Here is a 16,113-nt window from a genome sequence, read left to right on the forward strand (position 1 = left end):
ATTACTCTTCGTTTTTATATACACTAATTTTTTTATTCACATAACCATTTACGAAAAACGCCAATAATAAAAGAATTACAAGAGAACTACTTAACAAGTAAATGAAATCAAATGTAATATCCGTTATCATTTTATCCATATGTAACAGTCTCCTTTTTATTTAAAGTAAAAGTATAGAACCTTACAATTCATCTTCGGTCAATCTCTTTATGGTATATGTATACCCTTCCCCTCCCTTTCTAAACGTAAAAAACTATAATTATATTTTTTAATTTTATATGTTTAACATTTTTTAAAACGGGTACGTTTATATTGTTATGCTTACTATATGGAAAGGAATATTGCGATGAATGCCATTCAATCTACTACTATTCTTTATAATGAAACACCTACAATAACGCAGATTCATCATTTTTATGCTTTAATGACAACATTTCAAACGAATGTATTTATAAGTAAACATGGAACACTTACTTCTATTAAAAACTTAAGTACATTAGTTTCATTTTTCCTTACTATCAAAAAAAGAGAACTTGTATTATTTATCTTTGAAGGAATAGATGCAAAAAGAGCTTTGAGAACACTCTTTCCTTCTTAAAAGTTTTATGCCCCCCTATTCCCTCGATTGTTACTTTTCATATATAGTTTTATATTTCAAAATGATTTCCTCTATGAAAAACGAACCCCCTAATACAATAGGGGGATTTCTAGTTTGGCGTTACGAAAACTGATATAATATATATTACGTTTTCATTCTTTACGATCGAAAACTTTTAATAACCTTGAAGGTAGGAATTTTTAATGAACTCGAAAGCAAAATTTAGTATTCGTTACAAAATTATGGCTGGTTATTTAGTTATCATTTTGTTCTTACTTATTTCTTTCATTATGCTAAACAATGAGATTTCCAGTTTACAAAAATCTCGTAATTTTATTATTGAGCACGATTTTAAAGTTCTTAATTTAACGAATCAAGTGGAGAAAGATTTACTCACAATTGAAAATAAAGCGAAAGGATTTATCACTTCTAATGATGCAAATTACGTTCAATCCCTTAACGCTGCGGAAAAGGATTACGAAAAACATTATCAAGATCTTTTAACTCTATTAGAGGATAACCCCTCTCAGCAAGAAAAGTTAAAACAGATTAATGAAAACATTACTAGTTGGATTAATAAAGAGATTCACCCATTCATTACAAATCACAATAGTAATAACGTACAAGCAATCGACACGACTCAAATTCAGTCATTACAATCGCAGCTAACGAACTTCCGTAGTGTAGAGGAACAACTAACGAAAAAAAGAGCTGCACAATTAGATACTGAAAATAATAAATTAGAGATTTGGTTATACAGTTTATTGTTCTTACTTTCTTGTATTTCCATTATCATTTCACTCTATATTTCAAATTCCATTACAAAAACGATTAAAAATGTAATTCAAGCTATTAAATCCATTTCTTCTAAAGAAAAAATTACGGAAAGAATTCATGTGAACAGCCATGATGAAATAAAAGATTTGGCTCATACAACGAACCATTTACTAGACGAAATATCGAAAAGAGAGTGGTTGCAAACTGAGCTTGCAGAGTTAATTTTAAAGTATCAAGGTGTATCTTCTATTGAAATGTTAGGTAACAAAATTCTTAGTGGTATTATACAAAAAACGCAAACTTCTTGCGGTGCATTTTATGTTCGTGAAGAGATTGAAGACACGGTCTACTATGTGAAGAAAGCTTCTTTCGCAGATCAAGGCTCTGATGTTGGGAAACAATCCATTAAAATGGGTGAAGGTTTCATTGGACAGTCTGCTTTAGAAAAGAAAAGTTTTATTCTCAGGGACATACCTGAAGAGTTTCGTTACGTTACTACTGGATTATTAGAAATACGCCCTAAAAACCTACTAGTCATCCCTATCTTATTTGAGGATGAAGTAATCGCAGTCATGGAGTTAGTAAGTGTAACTGAGATTTCAGACTTACATCAAGATTTAATTCAACAAACCGTTGATAACCTTGGTTTAACAATCCATAGTATTATGGGACGTATGCGAATTCAAACCCTTTTACATGAATCACAAGCAATGACAGAAGAGCTGCAAGTTCAATCAGAAGAATTGCAAACGCAAGCTGAGGAACTACAAATGCAAGCCGAAGAATTAAGAACTACAAATGAACAATTAGAGTCTAGAACGGAAGAGGCGGAGCAAAAGACAGCTGACTTACAAATTACTAAATCAGAATTAGAAGAAAAAGCAAGTGAGTTATTACGTAGCTCAAAATACAAATCAGAATTTCTAGCAAATATGTCTCATGAATTACGCACACCGTTAAATAGTATTTTACTATTATCTGAAATGTTGAAAGAAAATCATGACAATCATTTATCCGATGATGAAATTGAATTAGCAACCGTCATTCATTCATCAGGGAAAGATTTACTTACTTTAATTAATGACATACTAGATTTATCGAAAGTAGAAGCTGGGAAACTAGATGTGATTTTCGAAGCAACAAATATAAGTGACATGGCAGCAAATATGCATCAAAACTTTTTACATATAGCTGCACAAAAAAACGTTGAATTTACGATTGAAGACAGTGATACGATTCCTGATCTGTTTTATACAGATGCAAAACGGATTGAACAAATTATTAAAAACTTATTATCCAATGCATTTAAATTTACGGAAAAAGGCTCCGTTTCTTTACATTTCGATTCAATAGAAACAAGTAATTTAAGTCATGATATGCAGTCTATAAGTAAAAACTGGATGACAATTTCGGTAAAAGATACCGGCATTGGTATCGCTAAAGAACAGCATCAACTCATTTTTGAAGCCTTCCAACAGGCAGATGGCGCAACGATTCGTAAATATGGTGGTACAGGCTTAGGATTATCTATTTGTAAAGAGTTTGCTAGATTGTTAGGTGGTTGGATTACGTTGGAGAGCAATATAGGCGAAGGCAGTACCTTTACCGTATATATCCCTAACCTTCCAAATGGGTTAACTGATATGCAAGTAGCCCACCTAGAAGTCGCAGCAACGATAGAAGACGTTGTTCCTGATGAAGTTGTTGAGGAAACTATCGTGACGCCAGAAACAAATAACGTCTTCCAAGAGAAAACCATTTTAATTGTTGATGATGATCATCGAAATATATTTGCATTACAAAATGCATTAAAAAAACAACATGCCAACATTATTACTGCACAAAACGGCATAGAGTGTTTAGAAATACTAAAAAACAATGCAAATATTGACCTTATTTTAATGGATATTATGATGCCGAATATGGATGGTTATGAAACGATGGAACATATCCGAATGAACTTAGGGTTACATGAAATACCTATTATCGCATTAACTGCTAAAGCGATGCCAAATGATAAGGAAAAATGTTTATCTGCTGGCGCTTCAGATTATATAAGTAAACCATTAAATTTACATCAACTCTATTCGGTAATGAGTGTATGGTTAATAAAATAAGTGAGGTTTAGTTTAAGTGGAAAATAAGTATTATAACTTTGACCCTTCGGTAGATACGGATCAGCGCACAAACTTAGAAATTGAATTACTATTGGAAGCGGTATTTAAACTATCAGGATTTGATTTTCGCCAATATGCTCGCACATCTATTTATAGAAGAATTTGTAATAGAATGCAGCTCTCTAACATCCCTACCATTTCAAAATTAATTGAAAAAATAATTCATGAGGAAGGGGTTTTAGAACAGGTATTAAATGATTTCTCTATTAATGTAACTGAAATGTTCCGTAACCCTAACTTTTTTAAAGCGCTAAGAGAGCATGTCATTCCGGAATTAAAAAAGTATCCTGAAATTAGAATTTGGCATGCTGGATGCGCAACTGGTGAAGAAGTATTATCCATGTCCATCTTACTTCATGAAGAAGGATTAAGTGAAAAAGCTGTTATTTACGCAACAGATATGAATACAAATGTGCTAGAAAAAGCAAAACAGGGTATCCTTCCGTTAAATAAAATGCAAACTTATACGAAAAACTATTTACAAGCTGGCGGTACACAAGCATTTTCTAACTATTATTCAACAGATAATCGTTTTGCTTATTTTAATCCGTCCCTTTTACAAAACATTATTTTTGCGCAGCATAATTTAGTAACTGACCAATCTTTTAACGAATTTCATATTATACTTTGCCGTAACGTTTTAATTTACTTTACGAGTCAACTTCAAAACCAAGTACAGCAACTATTTTATGAAAGTTTAGGTCACAACGGGTTCCTATGTTTAGGAAATAAAGAAACTCTCCGTTTTTCAAATATAATGCCGCATTATATCCAATTTAATCCGAATGAACAAATCTATCAAAAAATACAATAAAAGCGTATGAAATCCTCTGTTTGGATTTCATACGCTTTTTATTTGGCATTCGTTTGTATCATAATGAGGCACATATCATCTGATTGTGCTTTCTTCTGTTCTTCCTTGTAAAACCCTTCTATCTCTTCTTCTAAATCTCCCCATGTTCTTTCTGTAAAAGCACGTAATTTCTCTTCAGACTCAAATTCATCATCTGCAATTGCCTCAAGAACACCATCTGTAAACAATACGATTTGAGCGTTCTTCTCAAAAGGTATAACTGTCTTTTCAACTTTTATTTCATCAAAAAATCCTACCGCACAACTCCCGCGATTTAGTTCAACCATATTTGTTTCATCAACTAAAACGTATCCAGAAGGATGCCCTGCATTTACATATTCAATCGTTCTCTTTTCTGTATCTACTACTAAATATATTGCTGTAAAATAATATGGAATATCGTCATTCTCATTATGTAAAAGAGTCATATATTTATTTAAGTCTTTAATGACAAGTTCTGGATCGATTAAAGATTTAATCGTTTCACGTAATACAGACGAAATAAACATACAAACTAATGAAGCAGATATACCATGTCCCATCACGTCTAATAATATAATACCGTAGCGGTTTTCATCGATTTTATACCAATAATACATATCTCCAGCTAATTTAAATGAAGGTAAGTAACTTGCTTCAATTTTTATATGATCTTCTCTTAATGGGCTACTTAATAAGTTTCTTTGTACTTGCGTTGCTAGATCTAATTCATTACGAAGTTTTTCTTCTTGTTCTTTATGCCAATTTAATTCCGATTTCAAGCGTAATGCTACACGCATACGCGCTAACAATTCAACTTTATTTATAGGTTTCGTAATATAATCCATCGCGCCTATATCAAGCGCTTCAGCTAATTTATTCGCATCTTCTAAAGCTGTTACAAAAATAATAGGAATATCTTTAAACTTCTCCTCGTTTTGTAATCGCCTACAAACTTCAAGTCCATCAATTTCAGGCATCATAATATCTAATAGTATTAAATCAATTTCATTATGCCTGGAAGAATCTTTTCCAAACTGTATGTATTCGAAAAGCTCTTGTGCAGAATTAAGCGATACAAGATCCTGATATCCGGCTTGTTTTAAAATCTTTTCAATTACAAAGATGTTAACCGGATTATCATCTACAATTAAAATGGACACAAGTTATTTCCCCTTTTCTTATTTAAAATGTAAATCTGTTATCATTTTCTATTTATCTAGTATTGCATACTCAGTTATAAAATGAAAATTTCCTACTCAAACATATTTATACAGCAAAAGAACAAACCCCCCAGAAATGAGAGTTTGTTCTTTCACTCTATAAATTTCCACTTTTAATTTAACACCATTGCTTTATCACTTAAAAGACGATCTAACTCTTCCATATGATTTGTTTCATCTGCAATCATATCTTCTAACTTTACAACTAACTCTGTCATATTTAATTTCGCGGCCTGTTCTTTTCTCGTTTCATAACGCTTAATTGTTTCATATTCTGATTGCCTAGCTTCTTCTAACATTTCTCTAACATCTTCTACTTGTTTCACTGGTAAAGGGATCGTAGTAGGTGTACCACCTAACGTCTTAATTTTCTCCGCTAAATATAGGGCATGTCCTTGTTCATCACTAATTTCAGATTCAAAGAAAGGTTTTAACACTTGTCTATATATACCAGAAACCGTAGCTGCATTATGGTTATACATAATAATTGCTGAGTATTCTCCTGCTAAATCTTCATTCAATCCTTCGATTAGTTCTTTCACATCGTGTGACATTTAATATCTCCTCCTATACTTAATAACTACCCCTTTTCTCATGTTTTAAACATCATTATTTAAAATTTTTATGTATCTAAAAACGCTGCTTGCTTCAATTTACTTATCGCTTGTCTTTTAATACGAGAAACGTGCATTTGTGAAATACCTAACCGTTCCCCTGTATCTTTTTGATTTAAATTTTCTTCAAATATATAATGAATAACACTCTTTTCCGTCTCATTTAATACGTTAAAAATATCCTTTAAAACGAGGCGCCTTTCTGTCTCTTCATATCCTTGCTCTACTTCACCTACAGATTCAATTCTCGCTACCGAACTGCCATCAGATGAATTTTCAACTACATCATCTAAGGAAGATACTCTATAATTATTTTTCGCATCCATAATTTCTAGCACTTCCTCTTCGGATAGTCCTAAATGATCCGCAATCTCGATAATCTTCGGTGAACGTTGCAGTTGATCTGTTAGCTCCTCTATCGCAAGTTTAATCTTCCCGCCTAAATCTTTAATTCGCCTTGGAACATGAATACCCCAAGTTTTATCACGTAAATACTTCTTTATTTCCCCTACTATCGTAGGTATTGCAAACGGCTCAAAAGCATTTCCTATCGAATAATCATACCTTCTTATTGCGCCTAAGAGCCCTAACATCCCTACTTGTATAATATCCTCATGCATCGGTCCACCTTTTGAGTAACGATACGAAATGGAATGTACGAGGTTTTTATAGTGATGAACCAACCTTTCCTGTGCTTCATCACATTGGGTTTGTTGAAAGTCTGCAATTAGTTTAATAACGTCTTCTTTAGCAAGATTTGTAGGTTGAGATTGGATTTCCATCATTCTCCACCTGCTCTCTTTGTATATATTTTGTCATTAAAACTGTCATGCCCTCATCATGCATAATTTGTATATCATCCATTAACGTATTGATTAAATATAAACCTAAACCATTTTCCGGCAAATGTTCTACTGGTTTACTAATATCGTACGGACCAACTTTCTCTTTTAAAGTGCTAAAATCAAAGCTAATCCCATTATCAGCAACCATAATTTCTAATCGATCTTCATATAGCCCAAAGACAATTGCAATTTCTCCAACGTCTTCTTTATATGCATGTTGTACAATGTTTGTACATGCTTCACTAATCGCAATTTTCATATCTTCTATATCGTCATAAGCAAAGCCCATTCGATTCGCAACACCAGCCATTGTTAAACGAATAATAGCCACATATTCTGCCTTTGCAGGAATTTTCATTTCTATCTTTTCAAATCTCTCCATCATCCCTAGTCACCTTCTTTCTACTTTTTCAAAATCAGCATTCAAATTTAATATTTCTGTTAACCCTGTAATATCAAATAATCTTTTTAACCTTTTAGATACACCAATAAATTCTAGTTTGCCATCATTTTTCTTACTTGCTTTTAATAGAGCTATAAACACGCCTAAACCTGTACTATCCATATACTCTACCTCAGTAAAATCTACTACAATATGAACCTCTTTTTCGCTTGCAATAGGCATTACCTTATTTTTTAAATCTGATGCTGTATACGCATCAATCTCACCATTAAGTTGTACCGTATAACCTACATCATTTTGCAAAATATTTACTGCCAAATTCATCATTTCCGCCCCCTTATCTCAAACTATTACTATGTAATTACCCATAAAAATGAGTTTTAAACATATTTTTTAATTTTAATTATAAATAAATTTTCTACACCTTTCCCAGCTTCATGCCTAAAAATAATGTTTAAACCTTATAAATTTGTGTATGTATAATGTATAAACATTATTTTTAGGGGGATCTATCTATGGAAGAGCACAATTTTAAAAAGGGAGATTTCGTTCAATTTTCTTATCGACACGATCATGCTACAAAATTAGTTGGTTCCATTATTAACATACTAAGTAATACAATTGTAGTTGATATAGGTAATGATGAGGACTTATCTCATATAGAACCAAGGCAGGTCGTAAGAATAAATAATTGTGAAAAAGTAACGATGGTTTAATACATAATAGAAAGTTTACTGTTAATGAGTGGGGGTCTTCATCCTCCACTCATTTCTATGCAGATTACATGAAAAAAGCATCCAAATTAGATTAATTGGATGCTTTTTTATGTATATTTATCAGTTCATTCACTTTATAGCTATATATAATAAACTTAAGATTACTATTCATTATCATACTTACGCCTTCCGCAGCATTCTAGAAAAGAATGTAACGATTAAAATAAAGACGATTGCACCTAATAACGCTGGAAGAACGAAAATGCCTCCCCATTCAGGACCCCAATGACCAAATAGCGCACTACCTACCCAAGATCCGATTAATCCGGCAATAACGTTACCAACTATACCTAAAGGAAAGTCTTTTCCTGTAATCATTCCGGCTAACGCACCAATAAGTCCACCTACAATACACGTAATAATAAGTCCCATAATTAAACCTCCTATATTATTTTTATATTGGATTCATCAAGCTTTGGTATGTAACCAAAGCTTGATGAACATGTATTATTCTTTATGATCCAATTCATCACTTATCTTTTGTTTCACTTTTCCGACTTTTTCTTTTATAGTTCCTTTTGTCTTCTCCCACTTCCCTTCATTTTTCAACTCTCTGTCCTCTGTAACTTCACCAATTCCTTCTTTTATTTGTCCTTTTTTCTTTTCAACTTTACCCGTAATTTGTTCTTTTAGCCCGCTCTCACTCATATTTCCCATCTCCTTTTCGTAATAGATTTATAGATTTATAGAGTATACGTGCATCTTCTTTCTTGTAACCATTCACCGACTCTTTCTAAATCCTTAACGAATAACAAGATTTTTCCTTCATCCAGCTTTTCTTCATAAAAGTCAGCTTCTTCCTCATTAAGTCCTAACTCTTGCATCTTATTTCTTAACTGATCTCCCGTTTTTTGAAAGACGTTAATAATGCTTGTCCCAAGTCCCTCCTCTTTTATTCCAATTGTATTCACGTCTGCATTGTCTGCGATTCTATCTGTCCTTTCTTTCTCATGTGTTAATACGTAAATATCTTTTTGGTCTATCCCTTTCTTCACTAGATCATTCGCCGCATTCATGACCTCTTTCTCCGTAATAAATTCATATACAAAAGGTTTACTATACTTCGTTTCCATCTTTAACTTCCTCCTTTAAAATGAATTATTTGTTATATTATATGTAGTACACCCATTTTCGAAATGTTAAACATAAAATATGAAAAAAGTTATGTGAATTTTATCTATCCCAAAACTAGTAGAATAAATCTACTTACAATAACTACCTAAATTAACAGAAAATTATTATAATTAAAAGTAAGGAGGGATACTATGAAAAAAACCATATCTATATGCACTCTAACCGCTCTATCTTTCACTTTAATAGGCTGTGCAAGTACCTCAGCTACAGACAAAGCTCCACAAGCTAAGCAAGAACAGACACAGACTACCTTTCAATTAAACTCTGCAAATATTACACATATTGAAATACTTAGCACAATAAATAACAACATTTCAAAATCTCAAACAGACAACGAAGAAATGATAAACTCTATCGTTTCAGCAGTTCAAAAAGGCAATCCTAAAACAATTACACTTGATCAAAAAAAGCGAGAATCTGCACATTCTACTATAACCGTTACATATAAAGATGACGCAAAAGAAGAGTTTCTTGTGTGGGTTGATAATAAAGAGCAAATTACGATTGCGAAAGATGAGAAGAAAGATAAGATTGAAGGTGTGACAGTGAATATTAAAGATGCGAAAATGATGAAGGATTTCTTTAAGAAGACATCTTAAAAGATGTCTTTTCTTTATACATTAAAAAGACCCACCTATTTCCGTAGGTGGGCCTTATCTTTATTACACAATAAGAAAGTATACTCTCTTTTTCACTGAATTTTTATGTAATTATACATATCCATGAAAATAGATAAAGTTGTTATTACAACATATTTTCCACTTTCAACCTAGTTATCAGTAGAATGTTTTTCTACAAAATCAAGAATTCTAGCATTCACTTCGTTAGAGAACTCACCGTTGATGGCGTGAGATGCATTTTTCCAGTTCACTATATCTATATCTTTAACGTACTTTTTTCCAGTTTCAACTGCTTTTACTGAATTGTGCATTGTACTTTTTTCAGCCATTAAGGCAAGCACTGGAACATGGATATTTTTTAAGTCTTCTTTACTAAATAAATCAGGCGCTGGCGTTTTCAATTTATAGTTACGCATGCCCGACTCGATTAATTTAGCAATAGGTTCATCGTCATTTATTTCTGCTCCTCCAGAAACATAACTTAACATTTTTTCTCTTATGAACTTAGGCACAATAGGAACGGAAGCTGGAATAGATGCTAGAATCATCTTTATTGAGATTTGCGCAAATACAAAGACTGGATCCAATAAACTAGCCGTAGCAATACGCTCAGGATTATATCTAGCCAAATTCATTGCTGTCCAACCTCCAATAGAGACACCCACGATATGAACTCTTTCTAAACCTAACCCTTCAATTACTTCATTCAACCATTCTGCTTGTTGTTTTTGATTTTCAATCACCTTCGTTTGCACACTCATTCCAGGTTCACCGAGTGAATCGATTGTGTAAACAGGCCTTTTCTCCCTTACCCCTTCTAAATTCGGTACCCACATTGGAGTAGATGCACCCCGTCCAGGAAGTAAGAGCATTGGTTCCTTCTGTTTATTTTCCTCTTTAGTAAAGTAATACGTACGAATTGTGCCATATGTAGTTTCTATATCTTTCATATCGTTAGGTACTGGAAGAAGTGCCATTGATTCATCATAGGCAATTTGAAAATCTTCTTTTCCTTTTTCAGATATAAAGTGACCGATCTTATTATCATCTCTCTTCATTTGAATTCCTCCTTTCTACAAATATATAGATGAACTTTATTTATATATTCATGGGAATCATCCATTGAAAATTTATCTTCTTTAAGCCAAAACTGTCATTTTGAAAAAAAGAAAAAGACACCCTAAGGTGCCTTCTTCCGACTTGAACCATCTTAATTTTAATAATATGTATTGGACTCCCATCCAACTATTATTTTACCACATTAAATTGTTTTGTTTATTGAGAAATACAATAGTTTATTTAGGCTGGTCTTCTGTATTAGATTTTTTTGTAATCCATGCAGCGAGTAACAAGAGAACAAGCTATTAATGAAAGGGAAAAACACATGCTAAGCCGGTGTAACATGCCAATAAAATTTATACTGTCTATCTTATATATTACGTAGGAAGCAGAAGAAAAAGGAATTAGCACGTAATTATCGTGAAGAAGAAGCCATAGTGGTAGTTCTAGTGAGGTTTTTACTAAATTAAGTTACGTACTTTTCCAAATTATATATACAATGAAATTAACCCGGATATAACAATCAATGGAAGGATTACTGCAAGTTTATTTTTTAGAGGGACACGTTTGTCTGGGACGCCTGGATGGGTAACGAAAGCAAGTAAAACAATTGCTCCAATAATACCTAAAAGTATATGAATGATAATCATCCTCCTAAGGAATATTATTATCAAAATTATATCACATTCAAACACAAACAAATGGGTTTAATGTAAATTATTACTAAATGTTCTGTTTATAAATTTTAAAAAAGTCCCCCAAAGCATCCGCTTTAAGGGGACTTCTCCTATCATCTTCTCTCTTCATACAACCGATTTGCTTTATACGAGCAAAAGAAAAACATACATGTCGCAACAGGGATAAACGTCCAAAAAAGTCCTCTCATTAATGCAAATGGCGTTTCAAATAAGAATGACCATAGAAATGATACACCTTGCTTATCCCAAAGTCCTGGCGTCAAGTATAGTTCTTTCGGATTTACAAGTGCTCCTAAATTAATCGTTTCATTAAACGTAAATAGAAATAATATCGGCAAATAGCAGATCGCTAATTCTAAAAATGTTTTAGATAGACGTTTATATTTCCCTGCTCGTGACATTTGATCTGAAAAAATGTCATCTTCACTTTCCTCATTTACCTTTTTAAAATAGTACGTACCTGACCAACGATTACCAGCTATATGCTCCCAGCCACTATCTTCAAATAACGTGCGGTAATTCATAAATTCACTTTTTCTAGTAAATACTCTATGGTCTATTCTAATCGTCGCATCTTCCGGCTCTGTATATCTAAATGTATAACCAAATGTATTGCTTTCTAGTTGATAGCCTTTCCAAGCCATCTCTTCTAACCATTTTTCCTCTTTCTCAAAGTCTAAAAAGAATTTCAATCTCCACATCATCGTTTCCCCCTAACTATACGTGTAATAAACTTTTTGTAACCTCAATAATGTGCTGCATTCTCATAAAGTCTAAGTGCAATACTTCTTTCCCGCGTTCCGTAATGACATACACTTTTCTTCGTTTATCTTCACTTTTTACCGATTCAATTAACCCTTGTTTTAATAAATTTTCAACCGCACCATACAATGTACCCGCTGCGATCTTTACTTGTTGATTACTTAATTCCTCTACCTTTTGCATAATTAAATATCCATGAGCTGGCTCTAATAACGCTAAAAGAACGTAATACGTCGTTTCCGTTAATGGTAAATTTTTATCTCTATTCATAAAGACCTCCAATGTAACGATAAGTATATAGCTAAACTATATAGTTCAACTGTATAGTTTGATTTTATACAGTTGGACTGTATATGTCAAATTAAGTTATAAAAAAACAACCTAGATCCAACATGGGATCTAGGTTGCTTTTTTACATAAACGTAATCGTCACTAAAGAATATCCTTCTTTTGCATTATACGGCTCCGCTTTATAAGAAACACGGTTTGCTCCTTGCGGATAACCGATTTCTCCAATTACTTTTTTCACATCTTGCAATGCACCATCCATTGATTGTTTATAAAGGATTTCAATCTTTGGTGACTTTTCGTTATAACGTTGCTGCATTTTATTTTTGAATTCATTATAGTTATTTGCGATGTATTCATTTCCTAAATAATTTAACTTTGTATCTTTTAGAATTTGCTGATATGCAGGAATTTTCGTACCACCTGCCGCAATTTTATTTGTTAATGTACTATAATAATTTGTTGTAGCTTGCGGATAGTCCCCGCGGTTCCACTCATGATTTCTCGCGATTTGCTCATCAGATAAGTTGAAATAAGAATACGTTACGCGGCCCTGTTCATCTGGCACAGGATCGTCGAATGTTGTATCAAGGTGATACCATTTGTTTTCGATTTTCACTAAGTTCCAAGCATGAGGCTGTCCGTCTCCAGTTCCTACTACAAAATGATTCTCAATTCCAGCTTCTTTTAATAATTGATAGGTTAATAGTGCGTAACCTTGGCAAACCGCAGAACGATTTACAAGTGCTTCATATGCTGTATAAGCTTTATAAGACGTATCATAAGAAACATGTTTTACGACATAATCATGAATCGCCTTCACTTTTTCGTGATCATCCATTCCAACTTGCGTAATCGAAGAAACAATTGCCTTTGCTTGCTTCATTACATATTCCGTTTGTTCCTTCGTTTCACGGTATGTAATCTTTAACGTAAACGTATAATTTCCAGGTGATCCAGAAAGTCCATATGAAACATTCGATCTATTATTATTTGTATACTCATTTTTACTTGCCACTTCTTTATAGGCGTTGAAAAGTGTATTCATCACTTCTTTTGTATTACTATTTTTCGTTTTATACGGAAGTGTAATATTCGTTTCGTACGTATTAATACGCTTCTGCACTTCAGCTTTGAATGCTGCTAATAATGCCGCATCTCCTGTATCTTGCACCGCAACTTCAGGCTTTTTATATTTCAAAGTATTATATAAAAACTGCGCATATTGTTCACGTTTTACCGTACTATATGGCTCAAATTTCCCTTCACCTGTACCAGAAGCAATGCCGTTTGATTGCACTGCACTAATTGCATTTTCACCCCAAAAACCGTTTGGAACATCGTTAAATGTATGCTTTTGTTTCGCAGAAAGTTGGAAAGCGTTTGTAAGAATTTGCGCCATTTCTGCGCGGCTAACAAAATCTTTCGGCCTAAATCCACCGTTTGCATCACCTTTAAAAATCCCTAATTTCGTTAACGTTAAAACCTCTTCAGGAAACAATGTTGCACCTGAGCGAATATCTCGATACGGATTGTTTAAAGTAGATCCATCTTGTAATACGTAACGAGCACTGTCATTACTAAACGTACCACCTTGCTTATTCGGTACTAACACACGATAAATTAAAGCTGCAACTTGTTCTCTCGTCGCAACATCACCGAAACCAAACTTTCCATTTCCATAACCTGAAATAATATTTTTACTCGCTAAATCTTTAATCGCTGGATACGACCAATGCGATGTAGGCACATCAGAAAAAACACCCGCCTCAGCAGCTCTCACATCACTGCCGTTTGTATACAGTAAAGCACCACCAATAAGTGATAATGATGTAATTGATTTTAATAGTTTTGTGTACATAATTCCTTCTCCCAATTCGTTCTCTATTTATGTTATTTTTTGTCGAAAAATCTAAAAGAATATGACAAAACATATTATACAATTAAAATTTTTTGAAGGGTACACTAATTTTGGAAATATGCAAAAACTCATATTTTTATATTTTTTCGTATTAATATTATGTTGTTTTATTTATGAATATCTATAGGTAGTAACTCGTTATACCCCCCTCATGGTAATCTCTAATTCTATATTGAAGTTCTTTAAAATAATTCTTCTTTATTTCTCAATATAAGGAGCCTTGGATTTTCATTAACACTCCTGTAATATTATTAACAAAGAGTAAGGTAAGAGTTACTCTTTGCCATTTTAGAAGAGGTTCTGTTGGAGACAACAGAACCTTTTTTTCATATAGAGGTAGTTTTATTAAATTTTTCACCACTAACTATAAAAAAACATCTTATAATCATAATGTAACAAATTGATGCAGTTAGGGTAGATCAACTGCCAGTTACACTAGAACTTATTCTTTTCATTCTTATAGTAATCAGTGCTGTTGGCTATTTAATAAAAGACTACCGACTATCATAATCTAATTTATAAAAAATGAATTCCTTCGAATAAAACTCAATATTATGTCCATAATGTTGATAGGCTGTATGCCAACATTCATTTAGTTTTCTCAGTATCTCCTTGTATTGAGCAGTTAGCCATTGCTAGCTGCTCTTTTATATGTAACCTTGTTAGATAAGTTTTCATATAATGTAGTCATTCCTTTCTTATAAATTTAACTCGTCACTTGAATTATAAAAATTGAATTATATCCTATAACATTTTCAGAAATCATCCATATTTTATTTCTAAAAAAGTGCTTTGTTTTACTGAAAGGTGGTTGCGGAAACAACCGCCTTTTTATTTATGGCAAAATGAGATTTCTATTAAGATTCATTACAAAGTATGTTATTACTGGTACAATCTAGTATAATAAATACAGATCAAATATTGAAAGGAAATATGACAATGAAAAGATATTTTAACTTCATTTCACTTTTCTTAACTGTACTTGTAATAATTAATCTTACAAATATACATACAAAGTACCAATTCTTTATAGGTGCATCTATAGCATTATGTTTAACTATTATTTCTACAAATGAAATTATAAAATTTCTTGCTACTAGTAGCTTATTAGTTTACGCATTTGCGGCTTTTACTCTTTTAAGTATTGCTTGCTAACTTTCAATGTCGCTTTGTATTAAAATCGCGTTTCATTTAATTTTATTACAATAATATAGAGGCACATACGATTTTTTCTTTGTTTATGGGTTCTTACGTAATAGTAAGAACCTATTTTTTTACAGAAAGAATGAACATAGTTATTTAACGTGGAAAAATAATATTTGGATGGGATTCCAGTACACATTATTAAAATGAAGATGGTTCAAGTCGCAGGAAGGCACCTTTGGG

At 32.6% G+C, this 16,113-nt stretch carries 20 protein-coding genes; 6 read left to right on the forward strand and 14 right to left on the reverse strand.

From position 1 onward, the window contains the following. Nucleotide 1 precedes the first annotated feature (1 nt). Nucleotides 2-139, reverse strand: a complete 138-nt coding sequence (locus AC3WTI_RS13025) for a hypothetical protein (RefSeq protein WP_000359813.1) — start codon at nucleotides 137-139, stop codon at nucleotides 2-4. Nucleotides 140-346: 207 nt separating this feature from the next. Here AC3WTI_RS13025 and AC3WTI_RS13030 point away from each other — a divergent pair, with 207 nt between their 5' ends. From AC3WTI_RS13030 to AC3WTI_RS13040, 3 genes are all read left to right on the forward strand, one after another. Next, a complete protein-coding gene (locus AC3WTI_RS13030; protein WP_142286612.1) occupies nucleotides 347-598 on the forward strand; it encodes a hypothetical protein in 252 nt (83 codons plus the stop codon). 203 nt (nucleotides 599-801) lie between these two features. Further along, nucleotides 802-3,492, forward strand: a complete 2,691-nt coding sequence (locus AC3WTI_RS13035; RefSeq protein WP_253621513.1) for a response regulator — start codon at nucleotides 802-804, stop codon at nucleotides 3,490-3,492. Between the two features lie 16 nt (nucleotides 3,493-3,508). Continuing rightward, on the forward strand, nucleotides 3,509-4,366 hold the full coding sequence (locus AC3WTI_RS13040) for a CheR family methyltransferase (RefSeq protein ID WP_087957592.1): 858 nt from the start codon (nucleotides 3,509-3,511) through the stop codon (nucleotides 4,364-4,366). Between the two features lie 38 nt (nucleotides 4,367-4,404). On the opposite strand, the gene AC3WTI_RS13045 is transcribed toward AC3WTI_RS13040, so the two are convergent. From AC3WTI_RS13045 to AC3WTI_RS13065, 5 genes are all read right to left on the reverse strand, one after another. Beyond that, a complete protein-coding gene (locus AC3WTI_RS13045; protein ID WP_087957591.1) occupies nucleotides 4,405-5,547 on the reverse strand; it encodes a fused response regulator/phosphatase in 1,143 nt (380 codons plus the stop codon). A gap of 173 nt (nucleotides 5,548-5,720) precedes the next feature. Next, a complete protein-coding gene (locus AC3WTI_RS13050; protein WP_061678679.1) occupies nucleotides 5,721-6,161 on the reverse strand; it encodes a ferritin-like domain-containing protein in 441 nt (146 codons plus the stop codon). Between the two features lie 68 nt (nucleotides 6,162-6,229). Beyond that, nucleotides 6,230-7,006 (reverse strand): RNA polymerase sigma factor SigB, encoded by a 777-nt coding sequence (gene sigB, locus AC3WTI_RS13055; RefSeq protein ID WP_087957590.1) that lies wholly within the window; start codon nucleotides 7,004-7,006, stop codon nucleotides 6,230-6,232. Next, nucleotides 6,969-7,451 carry an anti-sigma B factor RsbW gene (gene rsbW / locus AC3WTI_RS13060; protein ID WP_087957589.1) on the reverse strand — a complete coding sequence of 161 codons (483 nt, stop codon included), beginning with the start codon at nucleotides 7,449-7,451 and terminating at the stop codon, nucleotides 6,969-6,971. The genes sigB and rsbW overlap by 38 nt, the downstream gene beginning before the upstream one ends. A 6-nt stretch (nucleotides 7,452-7,457) precedes the next feature. Continuing rightward, nucleotides 7,458-7,796: an STAS domain-containing protein gene (locus tag AC3WTI_RS13065; RefSeq protein ID WP_142286611.1), complete on the reverse strand. Its 339-nt coding sequence runs from the start codon at nucleotides 7,794-7,796 to the stop codon at nucleotides 7,458-7,460. A gap of 188 nt (nucleotides 7,797-7,984) precedes the next feature. On the opposite strand from AC3WTI_RS13065, the gene AC3WTI_RS13070 reads away from it, so the two are divergent. Continuing rightward, a complete protein-coding gene (locus tag AC3WTI_RS13070; RefSeq protein ID WP_087957587.1) occupies nucleotides 7,985-8,185 on the forward strand; it encodes a methyltransferase in 201 nt (66 codons plus the stop codon). A 180-nt stretch (nucleotides 8,186-8,365) separates the two neighbouring features. Here AC3WTI_RS13070 and AC3WTI_RS13075 read toward each other — a convergent pair whose 3' ends face one another. The 3 genes from AC3WTI_RS13075 to AC3WTI_RS13085 form a co-directional block, all read right to left on the reverse strand. Beyond that, nucleotides 8,366-8,617 carry a GlsB/YeaQ/YmgE family stress response membrane protein gene (locus AC3WTI_RS13075; protein ID WP_000522903.1) on the reverse strand — a complete coding sequence of 84 codons (252 nt, stop codon included), beginning with the start codon at nucleotides 8,615-8,617 and terminating at the stop codon, nucleotides 8,366-8,368. A 75-nt stretch (nucleotides 8,618-8,692) separates the two neighbouring features. Then, nucleotides 8,693-8,893 (reverse strand): CsbD family protein, encoded by a 201-nt coding sequence (locus AC3WTI_RS13080; protein ID WP_000004258.1) that lies wholly within the window; start codon nucleotides 8,891-8,893, stop codon nucleotides 8,693-8,695. A gap of 35 nt (nucleotides 8,894-8,928) precedes the next feature. Continuing rightward, on the reverse strand, nucleotides 8,929-9,318 hold the full coding sequence (locus AC3WTI_RS13085; RefSeq protein WP_087957586.1) for a YflT domain-containing protein: 390 nt from the start codon (nucleotides 9,316-9,318) through the stop codon (nucleotides 8,929-8,931). A 192-nt stretch (nucleotides 9,319-9,510) separates the two neighbouring features. On the opposite strand from AC3WTI_RS13085, the gene AC3WTI_RS13090 reads away from it, so the two are divergent. Further along, on the forward strand, nucleotides 9,511-9,978 hold the full coding sequence (locus AC3WTI_RS13090) for a hypothetical protein (RefSeq protein WP_087957585.1): 468 nt from the start codon (nucleotides 9,511-9,513) through the stop codon (nucleotides 9,976-9,978). Nucleotides 9,979-10,148: 170 nt separating this feature from the next. Here AC3WTI_RS13090 and AC3WTI_RS13095 read toward each other — a convergent pair whose 3' ends face one another. The 5 genes from AC3WTI_RS13095 to AC3WTI_RS13115 form a co-directional block, all read right to left on the reverse strand. After that, nucleotides 10,149-11,057, reverse strand: a complete 909-nt coding sequence (locus tag AC3WTI_RS13095; RefSeq protein ID WP_097840727.1) for an alpha/beta fold hydrolase — start codon at nucleotides 11,055-11,057, stop codon at nucleotides 10,149-10,151. A 489-nt stretch (nucleotides 11,058-11,546) separates the two neighbouring features. Continuing rightward, nucleotides 11,547-11,708 (reverse strand): hypothetical protein, encoded by a 162-nt coding sequence (locus tag AC3WTI_RS13100; RefSeq protein ID WP_179192326.1) that lies wholly within the window; start codon nucleotides 11,706-11,708, stop codon nucleotides 11,547-11,549. A gap of 140 nt (nucleotides 11,709-11,848) precedes the next feature. After that, a complete protein-coding gene (locus AC3WTI_RS13105) occupies nucleotides 11,849-12,460 on the reverse strand; it encodes a DUF2812 domain-containing protein (protein WP_087957583.1) in 612 nt (203 codons plus the stop codon). A gap of 13 nt (nucleotides 12,461-12,473) precedes the next feature. Then, nucleotides 12,474-12,788 (reverse strand): PadR family transcriptional regulator, encoded by a 315-nt coding sequence (locus AC3WTI_RS13110; RefSeq protein WP_001078074.1) that lies wholly within the window; start codon nucleotides 12,786-12,788, stop codon nucleotides 12,474-12,476. Nucleotides 12,789-12,930: 142 nt separating this feature from the next. Next, nucleotides 12,931-14,667 carry an S-layer homology domain-containing protein gene (locus AC3WTI_RS13115; protein WP_087957581.1) on the reverse strand — a complete coding sequence of 579 codons (1,737 nt, stop codon included), beginning with the start codon at nucleotides 14,665-14,667 and terminating at the stop codon, nucleotides 12,931-12,933. A gap of 999 nt (nucleotides 14,668-15,666) precedes the next feature. On the opposite strand from AC3WTI_RS13115, the gene AC3WTI_RS13120 reads away from it, so the two are divergent. Further along, nucleotides 15,667-15,882, forward strand: coding sequence for a hypothetical protein (locus AC3WTI_RS13120; protein ID WP_137014997.1), 216 nt, complete (start codon nucleotides 15,667-15,669; stop codon nucleotides 15,880-15,882). Nucleotides 15,883-16,113 lie beyond the last annotated feature (231 nt).

It is taken from the genome of Bacillus sp. EB106-02-03-XG38 (assembly GCF_058792175.1).